The organism is Nostoc sp. ChiVER01, assembly GCF_034531155.1.
Lineage (GTDB): Bacteria > Cyanobacteriota > Cyanobacteriia > Cyanobacteriales > Nostocaceae > Nostoc.
The window spans coordinates 1-21,575 of record NZ_JAVRBS010000020.1; the positions used below are offsets into that span (position 1 = coordinate 1).

A 21,575-nucleotide genomic window follows, 5' to 3' on the forward strand; every position below is an offset into this window, starting at 1 on the left:
TCGATTATTAAGGGGGAAGTGTGAATTTTCAATCCGTTATAGCTTTGTTGCATCAAGGCTTTGCTTTGTTATGAACGTAAATATCGCCGCCTCATCGGCAATTTATCCCACATTCCGCAGGTTAGTTAGTAAAGCAGATAATATTTTCGACAGGGGGCACCAAAAAAGTTGAGAATCCAGCGTCTTTCGGAAGTCAAATTAGTAATTTGCTTGCTTTGGGCAACAGTAACTAAGTGAATCGACATAAAACATTGAAAGATCCAGCGTAGAGTCGGAGCAGCAGTAGGTTTACCCAACTGATCGTCGATAGTCTTTTTAGCTCTATCGAGTGCTTGACGCAATGCCCTTTGACCCAAGCTATAAACAAGCAAACACAAGCCCATAATCATGGCTGATGCAGCAACCCGTTTGGGTGAGTTGAGGAAGACACTGGAAGTAAAGAATAGCGGGTCTTTGAGAAAGCGAAAACCGCGTTCAGTAGATTGCTGTGTCTTATACTCAATTAACACATCATCATCACTTAACTCAGAAGCATCAAGAACATTGGTTGCTAGGAGGAACCTACTGGCTCTTTGGACTTCAACATCTATAGCAGTTTGTTTGGGTGCAAGTGTTGCACAAAGTTGATAGTACTTTTATATAACAGCATTCTTTCGCGGTCTACCACGTCCCTTGTGCTGCAAAATCTCAACTACTTTGATATCAACTAGCTGATGTAAAGGCAACAAGAAGTTTCAAGCTATTATCTCGTTGATGAAATTCGTGGAACTTATCGTGGCATGATGATTGCAATTCCTCCAAAGGAATGGAAGGTTTTTGCACAAATGAATCTAATTGAACTGACCAACATACTTCGAGATTTGGCAGCTCGCGTTAATTTAGTTCTTTTTGCATCCCACCCTCGCGCACCAAAAAAGACAAGAAGGATACTAAAACGTACTCGTCCTTCCAGACGACCCCATGTTTCTACAGCTAAAATTCTATCCCAAAAATAATACCTAAAAACAGACACCTTGAAAGGGCTGGTCCTAGCTTTTACTACTTGACCTACACTAATTATTTCTTGCGGATGGCTTCCTAGTAGCCGATTGATTTGCTCTACTAGTTCCATTTCGTCACATATGCCTGCGACTATCCCTTACTTGGTCAATATCCTGTACTCTTATATCTAATGGTGATGCTGTCATGCTTCTAAAATGCAGCATTTAGGTCATTTCTAAAAATACAGCATTTACGATCGCACCTGCAGAATGTGGGATTTATAAGTTATCTCTGCCTAAAAATAAGAGTTTCTGCTATTGTTTGGGTAAGTCCTGTTTACTTTTCGCTGTTCGGCTGAAGACTCGATAGTATAGCGACGTACTAATTTCCTTTAAGGGAAACAGGAGATAGGTAAGAGGATTTATTGCCACAATAATATTTCGGAAGTCTCGTCGAGCCAAAAATAAAATAGCACGAGCAACTTGTTGTGCAGACATGACTCCATAAGGATTCAGTTGACTTTTAAATGGGCCAAGAATTAACTTGCGAATTACACAATCCCCGTCCAAACGTTTCAGGGTAACAATATCTCCTAGCGATCGCTTGCTGAGTTCATAAAGCGGACTTAGTGCTGGGGAAACCTCAGCCTCAGAAGTGTTTACCCAGATTTCTTTGGTTGCTTTTGCTTGTGGGCCTGTTACAGTTGTCAAAAATATATCCATCAACCGGAAGGCTGAAAAGGTATTTACTTCATAGGAGGTATTGATAGCCTCCGATGTGCGGCTGGCGTAGACATTGATTCCGTGGTTGATAATTAAAATATCTACTTTCTCTAAACTATCTTTCAAATTGGCTTCATTACCCAACTGCCAAGGAACCACCTTCACCCCAAATTGCTCTACTAATTTTTTTGGATTAGTGGTTAATGCCACGACTTTAGCATTATTCTTTACAAGTTCAGCTGCTAATGCTTGTCCCAACGCTCCTGATGCTCCGGTTAAAGCGATGGTTTTACCTTTAAGAGACAGTCCTGTACCAATAATTTTATCCACTAGGGGGAAGACACCACTGTAGTAAGCGTTGACATCATCAAAATGATGCCGCCAATGGTAAGACCGATTCACCCACCAAATGGATGGTATTGTCTCTAAAGGGCCGGGTAGGTGGTTGTAGTCTGTATCAATTTTTCCCTGGAAATATCTTACAGACGCGCCATACAAGAACGTGCAACTATAAGCTACTCCCAGCCATAACCCCATTTGCTGGACAATTAAGGCAATGACTACCAATACCACTAGTAGTAGACTCGACTCTAAAATGTCGTGATAGAGCTGGGATTCTTGGTAAACTTTCTGAGAAGCTATTGATAAATCACGACGATAAGCCATGTGGTGCTTGTTGTGCCATTTAGCAAGCCAATTGACTTGGTGACACAAAGCATGGTAGCTGTCTCTCAACACCTCAGCGAGTAAAAGTGAAAAAAGTCCCCAAATAACAAACTGCAAGCTGGCATTTAGCCAAACCCAATTAATTTGTAATTTTGTCTCAATTCCAATCAAGTTTTCAGCTAGCATTTTTATCATATTTGTCTATACTCGTTTTTCTTAATCATTCTTCATGGAATGAAGCAAACAACGTAAGATAAGCCTTTCTAGGCGTTCTTTGTATTAAAATGCTCAAAAGATGTTCAAAAGCCTTATTATAAGTAATATAATCACTATTTTTGGTATAAATTAATGCTCCAAATAGATGCTCAATGAATGCTCATTTTTTAAACCTATCTGTCTTACCCTACCTTATACCTGAACTTATTAAGCAATTTACTAAGCAACTAATGACCTCTTAGTGTACAAGCATTACAGCCTATTTTGACCTATAAGCCACTTATAGACAGTTGATAGTATATTCTTCTATTCCTTGTTTGGTAAGGGTTAAAGGGTCTTTGAATGAGATAAATAACACTTGCCATTGCCCTGTCTCTCATGTTTCTAGCTGTTACGTAATCAAGTTTTAATTATGTTACGTTTTCAAGTTAAGATGATATAAGTTAGACAGAGCAAGCGATATGACTAAATACTTGGTAGAGCTAAAAGATTCTACTACAGATGATATGGTACTAATGCAGCTACACGCTGGTTCAGTAGATGAGGTTAGAGAATAAGCAATAGAAGCTAACCCAGGTTGTGAAGTGGTAAAGCTGAAGCATACACATGGTGGCAAGCGTAGCGGCGCTGGCAGAGTAAGTAAGTGGGGTGATGGAGTGAAGACCCAAACATATCGCTTACCTCCTGCCTTTGGTGAGAAAGCTGAGGAAGTAGTAGGAGAGTTAGAAATGGTAGGTCACATCTTAGATAGCTGGCAATCAAAGGTAGATGAATCAAAAGGTAAATCAGCTAACGGTCAACCTAGCGAACGCTACAAATACGTTGACCAATTGATTAGAGACTTGAAACAAGCTATGCAGGTGACGGGTGAAAAGTTAGTGTGAATACTAGTCGTTTTGAAAATTGCACTCGATTTTTTAAGGAAAATACTCAAAAAATTGAAAAACCGTTTTAGGCAGGGTAATGGGAGTGAGAAGTTAGTCTAGCCACTGTGGATCGCCAACTCCTCAGCATCTACCCAAGGAGTAAAGTAGCCGTCAGGCTTTTTACAAGAATACTGCTGTTCATTAATACTGGCTACTACCATTTTCAGTTCACCTAATGTAGTGGCGTAACGTTTGCCTACATAAGAGACGACATCCCCAATCTTGAAATACTCATCTTGATTGAAAATTTCATTTAAAATATCTCCTTTACCCTCCATACCCTCCACTATCCTTCCCTGGTAAGGGTTTAAACCCTCCACTGTACCCTCCATACCATCCTCCATTTGCCCTCCACTTTTAGTAAATGTTGCTGGATTACTAATTAGCTCATCTCCACTAGCTGTTGTGGAGGGTATTGTGGAGGGTTGAAAAGCTTGCTGCGACTCGATAGTGGAGGGTATGGAGGGCAAGTCGTCTAATTCCTCTGCGTATTTTTCTTCGAGTGTGGGGATGTGGTCGTCTGCTTCCTTTCGACGAAGCTTTAGTCCTACTATTTGATTATTCTGACTAGTCTTGCTTTTGGTGACTTCTTTCCAACTTAGAATGTTATTGCACAAATCTACTAGGTGGCGCGAGAATTCAGTGTTGGATTTTGGTATTTTTCCGGCATCCAAGCAACGCTGATAGTAACTACCATACGGGAGCATCCAGTTTTGGAAGATTTACCATTTATGGGAAAATGTAAAGGGAAATAACCCTGTGCGATCGCGCTCCTATGAACCAAGAGAAAACCAATCGTTAGTTGATTATGTCAATAGCCAACATTTGGTTAACCCACTTGTCTGCTTAGGAGATGGTCATGATGGCGTGTGGAATTTAGTCAAAGAGTTTGGAACTGAAAAATTTGAACGTTTAGAAATTCTAGATTGGTATCACCTCAAGGAGAATCTTTATAAAATTGGTGGTTCTTTAAAGCGTCTAAAAGCTGCTGAGAGCTTATTGTGGCAAGGTCGGATAGAGCCAGTTCAGGTTTTATTTAACAATTGCCGAGGCAAACAAGCTAAGAAGTTTATGGCTTATCTCGAAAAACATCGCACTCGCATTATTAACTACAGCTATTACCAAGCTGAACAACTGTGTTCTATTGGTTCTGGATCTGTCGAATCTGCTATTAAACAGATTGGAGCAAGGATTAAAATCTCCGGCGCACAGTGGAATGTTGAAAGTGTTAACCAAATTCTTTCTGAACGCTTACGCTTATCTCAATGGGTTGCTTGCAATTTGAGTCTTTCTGCCAAAACTGGATGCTCCCTAGAATTTTTTGGTTGTTACATCATACGTTCTTCTAATTAAAATTCGTTCTTTTTCCCATTCAATATCGCACCACATAAAAGCTATTGCTTCACCTGTTCGGCATCCAGTAAGGAATTTAAAACTAGTGAAAAAATACCAGTGAGGACAATTGTTTTTTATATAATCAAGAATTATTTCTCTCTCGTCCCAAGTATAGGCTTTTGCTCTATCCAATACATCATCATCGTTTTCCGTTTCTACTTCATTCTGAGTTTTACCTTTAGTTCCTTTAGTGGTTATCTCCTCCGCCATACCTTCAAAAGGATTATGAGTTAATAATTTATTTTTTATTCCCATTCGGTAAGCTTTCGAGAGATTAGAAAGTAGCTGTCTTACGTGTTTTGGATTTCTATTCTCAACTAACCAATTTCTAATTTTTAATGCATCTTCTGATTTAGTGGCTTCTATCGCTGATTTAAGAAAGTTTTTATACTGTCCTTGATAAGTGCTTACAAAAGTACTTTCTCTTAGATCATGTTTCCTGTATTCACAATAGATATTCCAGACTTCCATTAAAGATAGTTCAGGCTTAGGCGGTAGTTGACCACTCGAAACTGTAGTACTATTCACTACTTTTAAGTCTGGTTTAAGCTTCTGGTCAACTAAAATTTCACGATACCTGCTTTCGTTAAAGGTTCCATCTGAGTTGGTAAGCTTCCATTCTTCCATCTCTAACTGTAATCGGCGTTGCAGCTTATCCGCCTTCCCCTCCCATCCATCTAACATTTACAATGCCTGTTGCCTTCTTTACTTGATTTGGTTCACCTGGGAAGAAAGGACGCGGAAAGCAAGCTTTTATCGAGCCGGAGTCCATCGCAGCAGTATAAATACTTAATTGTCAACGTCTGGGGCGAATGACTTCGGCTCGTGCTGCTTCTGGCACAAATGCACAATACATAGCATATTTTAACTTAGTTAAGTACAGAAGTTAGTTTTTAAAACCAGAATTAAGTTTGTTTTAAGGGCTAACTCCTGCCTTATTTAAATGGCTCTTTGCCGCACATGTTCCCCATTAAGTCCTTGCTTAATCCAACTCAGGCATTCATATTCGGATTGGAATAATTTTGGAGCTGCGATATTATTCAATAACTCTGGTGGATAATGATCATAAAAATATTTGTCACCTTCTTGGGAAATAATTATCAAATTGTTTCGGTAAATGTAGCGAGACTTAAAATTATCCTTCTGGCTAACAAACTCTGAATTTTTATCAATATGTTCTTTAGCAATATCAATGATATTACTAACGTTAATTCCATAAATTTCTGCTGGATTTTCTGCTTTATGAAATTGGCTTGTGTGTCCAACGTCTGATAGCAATTTATACGAATAAATCTCGTAATTATCAAGCTTTCCAAAAACAAATGGAATGATGAGATATCCTTTGTAAGAGACTGAATTTTCATAAAGAAGACGACTCATTTCAACCTCCTTTGGTGTAACTGCCTCAAAAAATTCGCTAAGATCACATTTACATTAAAATTCAATACTTTTCTGTTAAATCTACTTATGTATCACCTAAAACCTCATTGCCATTTAACAAATAGGGCTATTATACCTTTTGTCAAGCAGAAAGGAATATCAAACTTTAACAAGAAAGTATCGTAACACTAATTATCGCTCTTTTTTTAATTACTAAACGTGAGATATTTTGTAAAAGTTAAAAAATTAGAAATCTCCTTCTGTGGGCTTAGTTCCTCTACTTCTTGCATCCTGCTTTTCAAGACCATAAACTGAGTTGATTGGGGGAATGCTCAAGGTTATTCCAAGGTAGGGGTGGAATTGGTGTGTGACTCTGTTCTAATAGCTGTTGGAAGTGACGGGCTGTGCTGGGCGATCGCGCTTCTATTGGACAATGAACAAAGAAATAAATTCGCACTCCCATTTGCAACCATTGCTGAATCTGTCTCACCCACTCTTCCATAAACGGCTGATTCACTGATAAATTTGGATGCGAAATAAATCGAATCAGAGTAAAAGGTGCTGTCACACTCAATTGCAAAGGTAATTTTGGTTTACGTCGTTCTGATTGTAACTGGGGGTCATCATCTCCAGTATAAATGGGGCGCGAGTCTAACAATACCCGTCCTACACCGAGTCTTTCTAAAAGTGTCGTCAAATTACTTGCACGGGGTTCTCTAAACCAGTCGGGATGCCGAACTTCTAACGCTAGGGGTGCTTCTATACGTGGCCAAGCTTCCAGAAAGTTAGTCAAATCATCAAGCAATGTAGGTGCGTAACTGGGTGGCAACTGGGCAAATATCGGGCCAAGACGCTTACCTAAAGGACGCATCCCTTCCAGAAATTTTAATGCAGCTGGAATATAAGGTTTCAGCAATCCTTGATGGGTAATATCTCGTGGTAATTTCAGGCAAAATTCAAAACCTGCTGGTGTTTCGGCACCCCAACGGGTTACAGTTTCTTGGTTAGGCACGGCATAAAAGGTGGTGTTACCTTCTACAGTGGTGAAGCGACGACTGTAGAGATGGAGAAAATCGGCAGTGCGAGTGCCTTGGGGATAGAGTTCGCCCACCCAACCTTTATATGCCCAAACAGCACAACCGATAAAAAAGTTCACAGTGCCTAAAAGCCTTGATGTATCATATTCAATTTTACAGGCAGGTTGTAGGGATGGATCAAGCTAGGTTAGATTTCCAACTTTTTGAAGGATACTGCTGATCATTAAAATTACAAACTGCTTTCTCATTTCAGTAGATTCAGCAAGCAAATCTCAGTTTATTTATTTTAGACTTTATATTAAAATCCAAACTAAGCAGTAAATGTATACTTAGATTAATTATTTTAGACTTATATTAAAATCCAATAAAATTCCAGGGACAGGCAAAAGCCATTTGCACACCATTGGATACACTTAATGGGCTTAATGCAAATGGTCAAGGCGATATTTTGCAGCAGTTGTAAATCTGTTGCTTAACTTTTATACTCATTTATTTTGGTGTTTTGGACAAGCATTAAAGCATATTGAAAAAGCAATATGCTTTAATGCTTGTTCATTTGAATAATTCATATTTTCTGTATCATAGCGCAGCCTCAGCTACTGATAAATTGAACCATCAGGCATAATCGCCCCTGCTAAGTTAGTACCAACTAGTTTAACTAAAAGGCGCTCACCAGAACGAATCCGCGCTCCTGTTAAGTCGGCTCCTCGCAAGTCGGCCCCACTGAGATCCGCTCCAATTAAATTAGCAGCGCGTAAATTTGCCTCCCTGAGATCCGCTAAAAGTAGGTTTGCCCGAAATAAATTTGCTTCAGATAAATTCGCTCCTCTGAGGTTGACTTTGTGCATAAAAGTATCGCTAAGATTAGCGCCGCTCAAATTGGCATAACTCAAATTTCTGCCAGATAAGTCTTTATTGCTCAAATTTGCCCGACTGTAGTCTTTACCACTCAAGTCTGAGTTTTGCCTTGGTGGTTTTTGGGTCGTTTGAGCTGGTTTTTCCTGTTGAGCTGGCGGTGAGTATGGTTTCTGGGTTGTTTGAGATGGTTTTTCCCATTGAGGTGGCGGTGAGTGATGTGTGGTTTGATGTTTGGTTTTTAGAGAGCGCAACTTTTCACGAGCTTCATTTATGGCTTTCAGCTTGTCTTGTGCTTTCTGCTGTAAACGGAGATTGTCTTTAGGAATGCGATCGGGATGCCAAACAAAGACTAAATCTTTGTAAGCCTGGTTCACTTCTTCAAGTGTTGCTCCAGGCTCTAATTCCAAAATTCTATAGTAGTGCTCCAGATCGCTCATACGATATTTTGGTGGACAATCAACTTAATTATGAGTGATGGAGCCATTTATTCGCTGCATCATTATGTCATTGGGCATAGGGGATTGGGCATTGGGCATGGGAAAGAGGACTTGGGGACAAGGAGAATTGGGGACAAGGGGAAACACTTGTTGCAAGTTCTGATTTAAGTAACCTTGTCTCTTTGTCCCCTTTGTCCCCTTGTCCCCTTGTCTCCCCTGCTCCCTCTGCTCCCTCATCTTCCCATCTCCCCATTTCTCCATCGAGCGATCGCTCTCAAATATGCTGCAACTGGAATCTGATAAATTTCAATCACAATCCAAACAATAATTGATAAATGTGATAAGAAAGTTAATATCGTCCAAATATATGGCGTCCAGGTTATGGGTTCTTTGAGATTAGCAGGGAAATAGTAAGCTACTATGCCAATTAGAGTAGTGGGAAGAATTACAAAAATTGCTGCTGCTAGTCCATAACCCCAACCTAATTCCACGCCTTCCAACTGACCTTCTGTCCAACTAAACCCATTCCAACGCCAAATTAAGGGTGGTTGTCTAGAAGGCATCTTGATTTGCTCTAGTTCTAAGTTGACTGTAAAAATCTCTTGGCAAAAGTCACAAGCCATAGCTTCCATCATTGGCATGTGAGAAATCTTACCTATCCGACAGACTGGGCAGGGGTAAACTCCATAATAGTCGAAAGATTGGGCTAAGATTTTGGAACTGGGCATAATCAAAGTGAATGATCCTAAAAAGTTGATCTAGTCAATGAGGACTTGGGTTAAGAAAAATGTATGGCGATCGTCAATTGTCTGTAATAAGTTTTCGCAAGGTGAGGTAACAAGTCAGGAGAATTATATATTTTAACTTCTCAATCCTGGCTTTTTAAACTTCTCCGAGACGGAAGTCACTGTATAGATTTCTCTCTGATAACCTTGATTTGGCTGTATTATATTCTTTTAGGGAATCGCTAGATTCTGAATTTTTAGATTTTTCACCATTGATTTTTGTTCATCTACACTACCCATTAGTCATCACACAACAATAATTTGTTAACTTATTAACTAAAGTGATATCTAATAACAAGCAGCTTTCTTTGTCTACGCAAACAAGCAATTAGCACTTCACTTCACTACACAATCAGAACAGGGCGTGATTTTGAATTTTGCCAAGCGTTACTAGTATTTACTCCCACATTTGTACTGAGTCTATCGCTTTTTTATGGTTTGTGGGGGTATTGACACCGCCTGATGTTCCTGTTAATGTTACTTTAAATAGGTATATTTATTAAGTTACCAGCAAAAACCTCACAAATGCTTCACACAAATTCCTACTTTTATTTTTGGTTTAGGGTGGTTCACCGGGAGTGAATTGAGTTTCCTAAGGGAAACTGCCCGGTGAACCGCAGAGCGAACTCTGCGGTTTTTGTTGTTTTAAGGAGAATTTCATCGTCATGACTTATTTGAATAGCTGGTTTTATGGCTTTTATTGGCCCAGACTAAGTTCCGGGTAAATAGCGTCATGTCGATGATTCAGAACGCGCCCGGAACTCTTCAAAGGTTTCGGGCTTTTTTATTATCCGTAAATAGTGCCCAATACTCAATTTTTAGGAGAACGAAACCATGATTAACGCCAAACTTGCCGCACAATCTCATCCAAACCACCAAACAATCGTTAAAATCTCAAAAAAAGTCGCTTTCGGGGGCGAAGAACTGGTAATTATTGGTGGTCCCTGCACTGTTGAAAGTTTAGAACAAATGGAAATAGTCGCCCAAAAGCTATCTGGTGCATCGGTGCAAGGGTTGCGTGGCGGTGTCTACAAACCCCGCACATCTCCCTATGCTTTTCAGGGTATGGGAGAAGAAGGATTGGAAATTTTGGCAAGGGTGCGATCGCATTACAATATGCCAGTTGTCACAGAAGTTATGTCAATTTCTCAAATTGAAGTAGTTGCTGCCCATGCTGATATGCTTCAGATTGGTAGCCGCAATATGCAAAACTTCGACTTGCTCAAAGCTTTGGGACAAGCTGGTAAACCAATACTGCTCAAACGTGGGTTAGCAGCAACAATTGAAGAATTCGTTATGGCTGCTGAATATATTCTCAGCCACGGAAATCCTAATGTGGTGTTGTGCGAAAGAGGTATCCGCAGTTTCGATGATTACACCCGCAACGTTCTAGATTTAGGGGCAGTGGCAGCACTCAAGCAAATAACTCACCTGCCTGTGATTGTAGATCCTTCCCATGCTGTTGGGAAACGTGAGTTGGTAGCACCTGTGGCTAGGGCTGCGATCGCTTGTGGTGCTGATGGATTAATTATTGAATGTCATCCAGAACCAGAAAAATCTGTTTCTGATGCTCGTCAAGCTCTTTCTTTAGAAGATATGGTGCATTTAGTTGATAGTTTAAAGCCTGTAGCTACAGCCGTTGGGCGCAGTATATCAGAAGCGATCGGGGCGGGTTTGGAACCTGCCCCGATTTTTTGTGCTGCTTAAATTTCAGTTGAGGGCGAGCGCTTGTATATCTCAATCCAAAGATTTCTTTTGGCTTAAAGACAAACAGCAATCGCCTTCGTAAAATAAAGGTGCTTAGGCTATTCTATTTATTCTTAAACATTTTTGCGACACAGCCCCATATATGAATAAAGTCACAATAACTTAGTACAAAAGTCACAAGAGTTTAATAACAATTTCTCTCCTAAGGGGGTAGGCGGAAAAAGCATAATATTAGTACGCTAATGTTTAGTTTAACTAATATTATGCTTTCCTAATTAGAATTAATCGCAACCAATCATTTTGCGGAAAATGCGATGTCTAATGACAAGCTAGTACCTGTCTGTACTTTCCCCCTTTCCCCCAGAATTGTTGATATGCGCTGTTTAGCCCCTGTTCAGACGATAAAGCCTTCGTCTTTGCCTGATCAAATTTTTCCTCGTTTTCAGAGCCTTATTCAAAAAGCGCGATTATCACTACTTATCTTAAGCCTGGCCTACTTGTGTAGCGCCTGTAATGCTTCTGAAGCCGAATCAAGTGGAAAAGAAGCAGGAAAAAAACGAGCCGTGCCAGTGGTGGTTGCTACTGCGGCTCAAAAAACGATTCCAATACAGCTATCGGCTACGGGAACAGTAGAAGCATATTCTACAGTATCTGTCAAGTCTCAGGTGGGTGGACAACTTACGGGAGTCTATTTTCAGCAAGGACAGAACGTTAAGAAAGGAGACTTGTTATTTAAAATTGATTCCCGCCCTCTACAAGCTGCATTGATGCAAGCGAATGCTGCCAAAGCCAAAGATTTAGCTCAGGTGAAACAGGCACAGGCAAATGTGCTACAAGCGATCGCTCAAGTGAACCAAGCAAAAGCGAACGTTGTAAAGGATAAGTCTCAGGCAACAAATGCAAATGTGCAGGCTCGACGTTATGCTACTTTGCTCAAGCAAGGGGCAATCAGTAAAGAACAGGCCGAACAGTATCAGACTACTGCTAATGCTCAACAGGCGACAGTGAAAGCAGATCAAGGTGGAGTGGCAAATGCTCAAGCAGCAGTGGCGGCAGCCCAAGCAGATGTCCAAAATGCTCAGGCGGTGGTAGTGGCAGATGAAGCTGCGATCGCTAATGCTAAAGTTCAGCTTTCTTACAGTTCTATCTACTCGCCAATTGCCGGGCGCACAGGTAGCCTAAAGTTAAATCAAGGCAACTTAGTACAGGCGAATGCCACCGATCCGCTAATTACAATCAGCCAAATTCGCCCCATTTACGTCAACTTTTCCATTCCTCAACGACTGCTGCCAGACATCAAAAAATACAGTGCTAATAACGGCAAATTAGCAGTTGATGCTTTACCTGCTAAAGATGCAGGGCATCCGGTACGAGGCGAACTCACCTTTGTTGATAGTGGAGTCAATACCCAAACAGGCACAATTCAACTTAAGGGTACTTTTGCCAACACTGAGGAGCGCCTGTTTCCGGGGCAGTTTGTCAATGTAGTACTCAAACTGAGTGAAGAACCGAATGCCATTACTGTTCCTTCCCAAGCGATACAGAGCGGACAAAAGGGGCAGTTTGTTTATGTAGTAAAACCTGATAAAACAGCAGAAATGCGTCCAATTACGGTAGGTGACACCGTTGGGAACGAAACGGTAATTAAGCAAGGGTTGAAACCAGGCGAGCAAGTAGTCACTGATGGACAATTCAACTTAGTACCTGGTGCCACAGTCCAAGTGAAACCGGAAGTAGGAAGCAGAGGGGCAGGGGGAGTAGGGGGGGCAGGGGAGCAGGGGGACAAAGGTAAACTCATAACTCCTAACTCCTAACTTTTAACTTCTAACTCCTCACTTATTGAAGGGAACGCGATGAACATTTCTGAGTTATTTATCCGGCGTCCAATCATGACAACCTTAGTTATGGTTGGCATTTTGATATTTGGGCTGATCAGTTACCAACAGCTACCTGTTAGCGACCTGCCTAATGTGGATTATCCAACACTCCAGGTAACAGCGAACCTGCCCGGAGCTAGCCCAGAAACGATGGCTTCCTCAGTAGCAACTCCTTTAGAGCAGCAGTTTTCTAGCATTGCGGGAGTGAGTTCGATGAACTCTACTAGCTCTTTGGGTAGCGCACAGATTACGCTGCAATTTGACCTAAATCGGGATATCGACGGAGCAGCCCAAGATGTGCAATCTGCTATTTCTAAGGCAGCAAAGCAGTTACCTACTAATATGCCTAATCCGCCATCTTACCGAAAGGTAAATCCGGCGGATCAGCCAGTTCTCTATATATCCCTGAATTCGTCTATTCTGCCCCTGTCAACTGTAGACAAGTATGCTGAGACATTGCTGGCACAACGTCTATCAATGGTAGATGGAGTGGCGCAAGTGCAGGTGTACGGCTCCCAAAAGTATGCGGTACGAATTCAGGTCGATCCGGAATCGCTGAGTGTCAAAGGAATAGGAATTGATGAAGTAGCTGATGCGATCGCTAACGGAAACGTCAATCTCCCTACTGGTACACTTTACGGTCAACAGCAGAATTCTACCATCCAAGCAAACGGTCAACTCAACGATGCCGCCAGCTATCGTTCCCTAAATGTGGCTTATCAAAACGGCGCACCAGTGCAGCTAGGTGAACTAGGTCAAGTTCTGGACAGCGTGGAAAATGATAAGATTGCGAGTTGGTATTTTCCTGTCAAGAAAGAGAGTAAAGGAGCAGGGGAGCAGGGGAGCAGGGGAGCAGGGGAGAAGTCCCAATCCAAAATCCAAAATTCTGGCGTGCGGGCGATCGTTTTAGCAATTCAGCGCCAACCGGGAACTAATACGGTTCAAGTAGTGGATGCAATCAAGAAAATCCTACCCACCTTCCGCACACAGATTCCGGCGGCTGTGAACATGGATATTCTTTATGATCGCTCCCAATCAATTCGGGAGTCAGTGGATGATGTACAATTCACGCTGTTACTCACCATCGCCCTGGTGGTGCTAGTAATTTTTCTATTCCTTCGCAATATCTCTGCTACAGTCATCCCTAGTTTGGCAGTACCGCTTTCGATAGTAGCGACCTTTGGGGTCATGGTGCTACTGGGCTTTTCCCTCGATAACCTATCACTGATGGCGTTAACCCTTTCAGTCGGTTTCGTGGTAGATGATGCCGTAGTCATGCTGGAGAATATTGTTCGCCACATGGAAATGGGCGAAAGCCGCATGGAAGCAGCCCTAAATGGTTCTAAAGAGATTGGTTTCACAATTTTATCTATGACCATCTCCTTAGTAGCAGTATTTATCCCGATACTGTTTATGGAAGGCATTCTGGGGAGATTATTCCGTGAGTTTGCCGTCACTATCAGCGTTGCCATCTTAGTTTCTGGCGTAATTTCCCTCAGCTTAACGCCAATGCTGTGTTCGAGATTCTTAAGTCCACCTCATCATGAGGGAGCAAGGGAAGCAGAGGAAGCAGGGGGGGATGAGGGAGAAATTCTTAATTCCCAATCCAAAATTCAAAATCCAAAATCTAAAATCCAAAACTTCAACCGTCGTCTCTACAATTTTTCGGAAAACATTTTTAATGTGATATTGAGCGGATACGATTGGAGTTTGAAGAAATCACTCAAGTATCACCGTACAACAATGGTGATTTCCGGAGCGATTCTTGTAGCGACAGTGTATCTATTTATAGTTGTGCCGAAAGGCTTCGTTCCCAACGCAGATGTTGGACAAATTACTGCAACTACTCAGGCATCAGAAGATATATCCTTTGATGAGATGGTAAAACATCAACAGGCTGTAGCTGCGATCGCTTACCGCGATCCGAATGTCGATTCTATTAACTCCAGCGTCGGGGCTGGCGGGCCAAATGCTTCCGCCAACGCTGGCAGAATTTTAATCGAACTCAAGCCCCGCCATGAGCGCCATCTCAGTGCTGATCAAGTTGTACAGGAACTCCGACCAAAGTTGTCAGCTGTGCCTGGAATTAAGGTATTTTTACAAAATCCCCCAGCGATTAATGTGGGTGGACAACAAACAAAAGCGCAGTATCAATTTACTCTACAAACTCCCAATATTCAGGAACTTTACCAGTACGCTCCAGCTTTAGAAGAGAAATTGCGAGCGCTCTCAGATTTACAAGATGTCAACAGCGATTTGCAAATCAAGAATCCGCAAGTAAAAGTAGACATTAACCGCGATCAAGCTTCAGCTTTAGGTTTGACGGTTAATCAAATCGAAACTGCTCTGAGTAATGCTTATGGTACTCGCCAAGTTTCCACCATCTACGCTCCCGATAGCCAGTATCAAGTAATTATGGGCGTAGAACCAAAATATCAGCAAAATGCCAACGCCCTAGATTTACTCTCAGTTCGCGCCCCCAGTGGACAACTTGTACCTCTCAACGCTGTAGCAACCTTGAGCAAAGATGTGGGCCCCTTGACTATCAACCACAAAGGACAACTGGCATCTGTCACATTTTCCTTTAACCTAAAGCCAGGAGTATCACTCGGTAACGTCACTGGGAAAATTGAGCAACTCGCCCGTCAAACACTGCCACCTACTATCAGTACAGGCTTCCAAGGTTCAGCGCAGGCGTTCCAGTCATCGATTCAGGGCTTAGGATTGCTACTACTGGTTGCCATTTTCGTGATTTATATTGTGTTGGGGATTCTCTACGAAAACTTCATTCACCCCTTGACAATTCTTTCTAGCTTACCCTCTGCTGGATTTGGGGCACTGCTGACGCTGTTGCTGTTTCAAGTTGACTTGAATATTTACGCTTTCGTGGGTATTATCCTGCTGGTTGGTATTGTGAAGAAAAACGGGATCATGATGGTTGACTTTGCAATTATTGCCCGTCAAAATGGCAAAACCCCTTATGAAGCTATCTATGAAGCCTGCTTAGTGAGATTCCGTCCAATTATGATGACGACAATGGCAGCACTTATGGGTACACTACCCATCGCCCTCGGTTTAGGAGCCGGAGCAGATACACGCCGTCCCCTTGGTTTAGCAGTAGTTGGGGGGTTAGTGTTCTCGCAGTTTCTCACACTTTATTTAACGCCCGTTTTCTACACTTACATGGAGTCTTGGCAAACAAAGCTTAAAAAACGCAATTGGCGCAAACAGCCAATTTGAAACTCCCCCGGCTGAACATTAGAACCTGTGTTTGCGTAGGCATAGCCCGTCGTAGACATCGATTTTACGAATTCCTTCAGCCATTTGATACTCGTAGCTATCCTCAAAGCGGAAGTTGCTACAGACTGCGCGAAACACCGAAACGTTAAAGCAGAAGTTCCTACAGGGAAAGCGGAAGTTGCTACAGACTGCGCGAAACACCGAAACGTTAAAGCAGAAGTTCCTACAGGGAAAGCGGAAGCTGCTACAGACTGCGCGAAACACCGAAACGTTAAAGCAGAAGTTAATTTTTAATCAGTAACTTTTGACTCTCTTCATTTAAAAGGGAGTTTTTTATGTATTATGATTATTTGTGATAATTCACCTTGTTTAACTTTCCTATGATTGCGATCGCTTGGGTTGGGTGTATGGTGCGATCGCAAAATTTATTTAATCTACTTCTATGACAAAATTTTTAATCGCAAAAATAAGAAAGATTGTTTTCTTTGTCAAACATTAACTTTAATTACTTTTATAAAATACCCAAAAGTATCTAACTGCACAAATTAGCTATGATAAATAATTTCACTAACTAGCAACCTATTAACGCCTAACTTATGGCTACTAAAGCTCATAAGGATATTGCTCTGACAAATAGATAAATAATTTGAGATTCGACAAATAAATTAGTGAGATGTATGTTATGGTTTTTATAGGAATCAAAAAAGAAAAGCACAAAAGACTTCAAGAAACTTTGAGGCAAGCTCAAGAAAGTTTTTTTGCTCTGGTAAGTCCACTTTACTTCGCTACATCTTTTTTTCACTAAAATCTAAAACTAGATTGAGTAGGATAGTAGCCTTTGTAAGAACTTGAAGTCAATCGAAATTTATCTGGGTATAAGCCAATTAGAGTTGGCTAACCTAGCTAGAGCATTACCCACCAAAGGCGATTACTCTTGGAGTCTGGGAAGAAAGACTCTTAGTACAGCCTGACAAATCAATAGAAATACAGAATATTTACGAACTTATTCTTGCGGGGGCAAACAATTTTAACCGCGAACTAAGTTAAAGCAGTTGCTGATTTTGGAAGGAAAACTTCAAGCAATATGGTGTTGTTTCACTTTTAGAAATTTAACCATACTGTCAAAACTCACTAAGATATTATCTTAGCCAGAGTGTTAGAGGTTGCCTGTGCAAGCATCATAGTATTGCACCTGTAGCTGTAACTTTTGGGCTGAAATTCATCCTGCTGCATCAATCACGAAACAAGAAGCGCTATAGAAGTTCTTAGCGACTTGACATTAGCAAAATCAGAGAAATTACAGTGACCATTTAGAGTGGATTGCAATTTGGTTGGTTGTGTGGTTGAGGGAATGAATCTGCGTTTATTTGAATTTCTGCTGCAACCACTCTTCAGGCTTGAGCAACCATTTGGGATTCCGTTACAACAACTGACAATGCTGAAGTCAAATTTTTAAAGGCTTCGTTATTAAGAAATAGAGATTTCTCTATCCCTTAAGCTATCGCTTCGTGGGTAAATATGTTCTGATTTTGATGCTTTTGTCAGGATGCAATGTCTAACGACAACAGGCTCTGCTTCCCTATGACACCAAGGGTAAACAACTACATCAAGCTTACCACCCATCAATTAAATCATTGTAGGAAACACAACCATGACTGACGAAAAAATTAGACAAATAGCTTTCTATGGTAAAGGCGGTATTGGTAAATCTACCACCTCTCAAAATACCCTAGCAGCTATGGCTGAAATGGGTCAACGCATTTTAATTGTTGGTTGCGATCCTAAAGCTGACTCTACCCGTTTGATGCTACACAGTAAAGCTCAAACAAGCGTTCTGCAATTAGCTGCTGAACGCGGCGCTGTAGAAGATATTGAACTCGACGAAGTAATGCTAACCGGTTTCCGCGATGTACGTTGCGTAGAATCTGGTGGCCCTGAGCCTGGTGTGGGTTGCGCTGGTCGTGGTATCATCACCGCCATCAACTTCTTAGAAGAAAACGGTGCTTACAAAGACGTTGATTTTGTAAGTTACGACGTTTTAGGAGACGTTGTGTGCGGTGGTTTCGCAATGCCTATCCGTGAAGGCAAGGCACAAGAAATCTACATCGTTACCTCTGGTGAAATGATGGCGATGTATGCAGCTAACAACATCGCTCGTGGTGTTCTCAAATATGCTCACACTGGCGGTGTGCGTTTGGGTGGTTTGATTTGTAACAGCCGTAACGTTGACCGGGAAATCGACTTAATCGAAACCTTGGCAAAACGTTTGAACACCCAAATGATTCACTACGTACCTCGTGACAACATTGTACAACACGCAGAATTGCGCCGGATGACTGTTAACGAGTATGCACCTGATAGCAATCAAAGTAACGAATATCGCATACTTGCTAAAAAGATCATCGACAACGACAAACTCGCCGTTCCTACCCCAATTGAAATGGAAGAGTTAGAAGAATTGTTGATTGAGTTCGGTATTCTCGAAAGCGATGAAAATACTGCAATGCTAGTTGGTAAGACTGCTAATCAAGCACCCGTAAAGTAGTATCAATTAAATAATGGTTTAGGGTGGGCAAGCTTGCCCACTCTTTTCTTATCTAAGCTATTCTACATTTAGTAGATGTTGACTTACGCAAAATATCTCTCAAAGTCTTGTTATATATATTACAGTATGCTTGAGTTAAGCATTTCTTCTCTTTGCGTCCTTTGCGTCCTTTGCGGTAGCCTGCGGCAAGCCGCTCCGCGTCTACGTTAAAATAATTGACTTTGGCAAATAGTTTTCCCCTTAACCCAAATGTATTGGTTTATATATATCTTCAGAACTGGGATTAAGATAAGGACGCTGTAAATCTATTAAATGTCGCGCAAAGTGTTCGTCAATCGTCTTCATTCGTTCTTCCATCGCATTCTTACCCTTTTGCCAAGCTTCAAACAAAGCATTAGCAACAATTTGGCAACGGTTCATCCCAAAACTTTCTTGTGCTGCAAATTTTTGGATTGGTTCTTCAGCTAAACCTAACCCTGGTGCTAAAAATTTTGTAAACAAGGGAATTTCCGGCTGGAAATAGCATTGATTTTCTAGATAAACAGCCTCAAGGATTGTGCGAATCGCTGGATAGTCGGGGAGTTCAAAGTAGAGCAATCCCGAATCGTAGCGTCCGTATGCACTGGGATTGTGGAGAACCTGAAAGCTAAAAGGAATTGAGGTTGCATTCAATTGCAGTGTCAGACTTTCCATGAGAGCGATCGCACCAGATGGCGTAAAGTTAAAGTAAATTCGCCCTGCTCCCAAATCAGCATCAGGGTTACTTAGCTGTTCCTGTCCGACATTACTAACTGCCAAGTAAGAGCCATTTTGCATTCTATTTTTGGGCATCCAGATTGCTACCATGTCACCCACTTTGGTAGATTTTTTACTGGATTTTAGATGGCAGTCTGGCTCAACATAAAGTGTTAAACCGCCTTTAGTCACCGCCATAGTACCATCAGGTTCTTTACGTAACACCTGCCATCGAGGGTCAAAGTAACCTATGCCGTGATTACTGGCGTGCAATTGCTCGTAAAAGTTCCAATCAATTTCTAAAATGGAATTATCCGTTAAATTATGCTTTGGCGTATCAGTATTGACTGCTAAAGTACTTTGTAGAGAGCCATTGTAATAGATCCCATAGAGAAAGTTTCGCAGCAGTAAAGTGAGATACTTCTGTTGTAAATCTACAGAATTGTGCTGAAATCTCTCAGCTATTTTAGTCGGTAGACCAAAGGGTTGATAATTGGGATGATAAATACAAAAATTAGACTCAATCTGGATATTTTTAGCAATGTCGAATAGAGAAGTTAGCGGTTGATTGATAGAGTAATTTAGCATTAATCCATTTAGAACTTAAACTTTAGAAAAAAGAATTCAGGAGTCAGGAGCCAGAATTCAGAATTGTTCTACTCTCTACTATTAACAACCGCGAAGCCGAGTTTTTTCGTAATAAAGACGAAGTAGCTGTGGCTCTTTTACAGGCTGAGGAAGTTTATGAATTTTTCCCACAGGATTCAAAATCTCTGACTCTGATATCCCAAAAATAGTCAGTACACCTTGCTGCGGCATCGTCAGTAAACTTTTAGCTACTTGGAGCATACAAATATCAGCATTATTAAAGGATTTTCGGCAGGTAATCATATCTTGAATTTCATGAATCAGTGCTAGCCCCGCAAACTGAATAACTCGCACAATGAAGTCACTGCGGTATTCTAAAATCATGGGAAAAGCATTTAGATAAGCCCTAATTAGGGCAATGATTGAAGGTTGTAAACTCTCCAACGGTGTCAACGCCAGATGTAAAGATTCTTGTAACTCAATGGTGGGGTCTACTATAAGACTCTTGAGCCAAATTCCTAAATAACTTGCTAGTAAAGTACCTAAATCAAAAGCTGGATCTCCCCAAGAACAAGCTTCCCAATCAATTAATCGTACTAGGCAATTATCTAGTTTCTCCCACCTAGAATGAACCAAAATGTTGTTCAATTTCAGGTCGTTGTGAGTCAAGCAGCAAGGATTCCAGTCGTATGCCAAATCAGCGATCGCTGATTCCAAACTCTCAGACTGCTGGTATAGTAAATAGAATTTCAGCGCATCCGTGGGAACCGTTCCAAAAATATCTGGCCCAATTGACTCTACCCCTTGCGCCGGATTGTAAAAGCCATAGCGAAACTCTCCTTGGGGAGCAGTTGCCATGAAATCCTTATATTCTCGGCTGTTGTAGGTTGCGCGATGGAGTCCCGCTAAAGTAGTGCCGATCGCAGTGGCAATTTCTTGTGGAAAAATATCATTGTTGTGGTAGAATGTCGCAAGCTCCAGATAATCACCTAAGTAGTTGCGGACAAGGATAGAATTTTCTTCGTCAAAATGGACTACCAATGGTGCAATGGCAGAAATATTGCCGAGAACTGGAAACTGCTGGAGCAACTGATGAAATAGCCACTCCTGAAACAATTCATGAGGAGCGCCGTCATTACTTTTAACGTTACGTTCTTGTTTAATGAGCAGTTTACGATTATCTGCTAGAGTCACGAGTAAATCGAAACTGTTCTTACTACTTCCTGGCAACTCAGATTTATCTGATGCGTCATCTTCTGAGCTACACAGCCCCGCTTCTAGCAGATACTGGATAACGTTATGAGAAGACAGTGATAATACCATGTATTATTTCCTACTTCATTAAATTACTTAAACTTGTACTTAGCAGTTGTCGGTAGATAGTGAATAACAATAGAGATTTGTACAATCTACTAATATCCCATATTTGGGATAAAAACCTGCCAAAATGGCACCAAGTCTTTTACAATTGCTTTAGAAT

The 21,575-nt window shown here is 41.3% G+C and carries 16 protein-coding genes and 2 pseudogenes; 7 read left to right on the plus strand and 11 right to left on the minus strand.

Annotation, left to right across the window (positions count from 1 at the left end):
* Positions 1–125: 125 nt before the first annotated feature.
* The 3 genes and pseudogenes from RMY00_RS23440 to RMY00_RS23450 all read right to left on the minus strand — a co-directional run.
* Positions 126–716 (minus strand): annotated as a pseudogene (locus RMY00_RS23440) (IS1634 family transposase); the annotation flags it as partial.
* Between the two features lie 53 nt (positions 717–769).
* The gene (locus tag RMY00_RS36235) at positions 770–1,135 is read right to left on the minus strand and encodes a DUF4277 domain-containing protein (protein ID WP_416212095.1); all 366 of its coding nucleotides are present in this window, start codon (positions 1,133–1,135) and stop codon (positions 770–772) included.
* A gap of 160 nt (positions 1,136–1,295) precedes the next feature.
* Positions 1,296–2,564 carry a bifunctional sterol desaturase/short chain dehydrogenase gene (locus tag RMY00_RS23450; protein ID WP_322649838.1) on the minus strand — a complete coding sequence of 423 codons (1,269 nt, stop codon included), beginning with the start codon at positions 2,562–2,564 and terminating at the stop codon, positions 1,296–1,298.
* A gap of 605 nt (positions 2,565–3,169) precedes the next feature.
* Between RMY00_RS23450 and RMY00_RS23455 the strand changes: the two genes are divergently transcribed.
* Entirely contained in the window at positions 3,170–3,469 is a 300-nt protein-coding gene (locus RMY00_RS23455) for a hypothetical protein (RefSeq protein WP_322649839.1), read from the plus strand.
* Between the two features lie 98 nt (positions 3,470–3,567).
* Here the strand turns inward: RMY00_RS23455 and RMY00_RS23460 are convergent, their stop codons facing one another.
* Positions 3,568–4,218 (minus strand): hypothetical protein, encoded by a 651-nt coding sequence (locus tag RMY00_RS23460; RefSeq protein ID WP_322649840.1) that lies wholly within the window; start codon positions 4,216–4,218, stop codon positions 3,568–3,570.
* A gap of 79 nt (positions 4,219–4,297) precedes the next feature.
* On the opposite strand from RMY00_RS23460, the pseudogene RMY00_RS23465 reads away from it, so the two are divergent.
* Positions 4,298–4,796 (plus strand): annotated as a pseudogene (locus RMY00_RS23465) (ISKra4 family transposase); the annotation flags it as partial.
* A gap of 26 nt (positions 4,797–4,822) precedes the next feature.
* Here RMY00_RS23465 and RMY00_RS23470 read toward each other — a convergent pair.
* The 5 genes from RMY00_RS23470 to RMY00_RS23490 form a co-directional block, all read right to left on the minus strand.
* Positions 4,823–5,590: a hypothetical protein gene (locus RMY00_RS23470; protein WP_322649841.1), complete on the minus strand. Its 768-nt coding sequence runs from the start codon at positions 5,588–5,590 to the stop codon at positions 4,823–4,825.
* Positions 5,591–5,845: 255 nt separating this feature from the next.
* Positions 5,846–6,286 carry a hypothetical protein gene (locus tag RMY00_RS23475; protein WP_322649842.1) on the minus strand — a complete coding sequence of 147 codons (441 nt, stop codon included), beginning with the start codon at positions 6,284–6,286 and terminating at the stop codon, positions 5,846–5,848.
* A gap of 298 nt (positions 6,287–6,584) precedes the next feature.
* Complete coding sequence (locus RMY00_RS23480) at positions 6,585–7,442, minus strand: DUF72 domain-containing protein (protein WP_322649843.1); 858 nt, start codon at positions 7,440–7,442, stop codon at positions 6,585–6,587.
* Positions 7,443–7,919: 477 nt separating this feature from the next.
* A complete protein-coding gene (locus RMY00_RS23485; RefSeq protein WP_322649844.1) occupies positions 7,920–8,618 on the minus strand; it encodes a pentapeptide repeat-containing protein in 699 nt (232 codons plus the stop codon).
* Between the two features lie 233 nt (positions 8,619–8,851).
* Entirely contained in the window at positions 8,852–9,346 is a 495-nt protein-coding gene (locus RMY00_RS23490) for a hypothetical protein (protein ID WP_322649845.1), read from the minus strand.
* 891 nt (positions 9,347–10,237) lie between these two features.
* Here RMY00_RS23490 and aroF point away from each other — a divergent pair.
* The 5 genes from aroF to nifH all read left to right on the plus strand — a co-directional run bounded on the left by aroF (position 10,238) and on the right by nifH (position 18,772).
* The gene (gene aroF / locus RMY00_RS23495) at positions 10,238–11,110 is read left to right on the plus strand and encodes a 3-deoxy-7-phosphoheptulonate synthase (RefSeq protein ID WP_322649846.1); all 873 of its coding nucleotides are present in this window, start codon (positions 10,238–10,240) and stop codon (positions 11,108–11,110) included.
* A 314-nt stretch (positions 11,111–11,424) separates the two neighbouring features.
* Positions 11,425–12,924, plus strand: coding sequence for an efflux RND transporter periplasmic adaptor subunit (locus RMY00_RS23500; RefSeq protein WP_322649847.1), 1,500 nt, complete (start codon positions 11,425–11,427; stop codon positions 12,922–12,924).
* A 39-nt stretch (positions 12,925–12,963) separates the two neighbouring features.
* Complete coding sequence (locus tag RMY00_RS23505) at positions 12,964–16,227, plus strand: efflux RND transporter permease subunit (RefSeq protein WP_322649848.1); 3,264 nt, start codon at positions 12,964–12,966, stop codon at positions 16,225–16,227.
* 84 nt (positions 16,228–16,311) lie between these two features.
* Positions 16,312–16,521: a hypothetical protein gene (locus RMY00_RS23510; RefSeq protein WP_322649849.1), complete on the plus strand. Its 210-nt coding sequence runs from the start codon at positions 16,312–16,314 to the stop codon at positions 16,519–16,521.
* A 1,357-nt stretch (positions 16,522–17,878) separates the two neighbouring features.
* Positions 17,879–18,772 (plus strand): nitrogenase iron protein, encoded by an 894-nt coding sequence (gene nifH, locus RMY00_RS23515; RefSeq protein ID WP_322649850.1) that lies wholly within the window; start codon positions 17,879–17,881, stop codon positions 18,770–18,772.
* 240 nt (positions 18,773–19,012) lie between these two features.
* Here the strand turns inward: nifH and RMY00_RS23520 are convergent, their stop codons facing one another.
* Together RMY00_RS23520 and RMY00_RS23525 are read right to left on the minus strand one after the other, a co-directional pair.
* Complete coding sequence (locus RMY00_RS23520; protein WP_322649851.1) at positions 19,013–20,095, minus strand: T3SS effector HopA1 family protein; 1,083 nt, start codon at positions 20,093–20,095, stop codon at positions 19,013–19,015.
* Between the two features lie 81 nt (positions 20,096–20,176).
* Positions 20,177–21,418 carry a phosphotransferase family protein gene (locus RMY00_RS23525; protein ID WP_322649852.1) on the minus strand — a complete coding sequence of 414 codons (1,242 nt, stop codon included), beginning with the start codon at positions 21,416–21,418 and terminating at the stop codon, positions 20,177–20,179.
* Positions 21,419–21,575 lie beyond the last annotated feature (157 nt).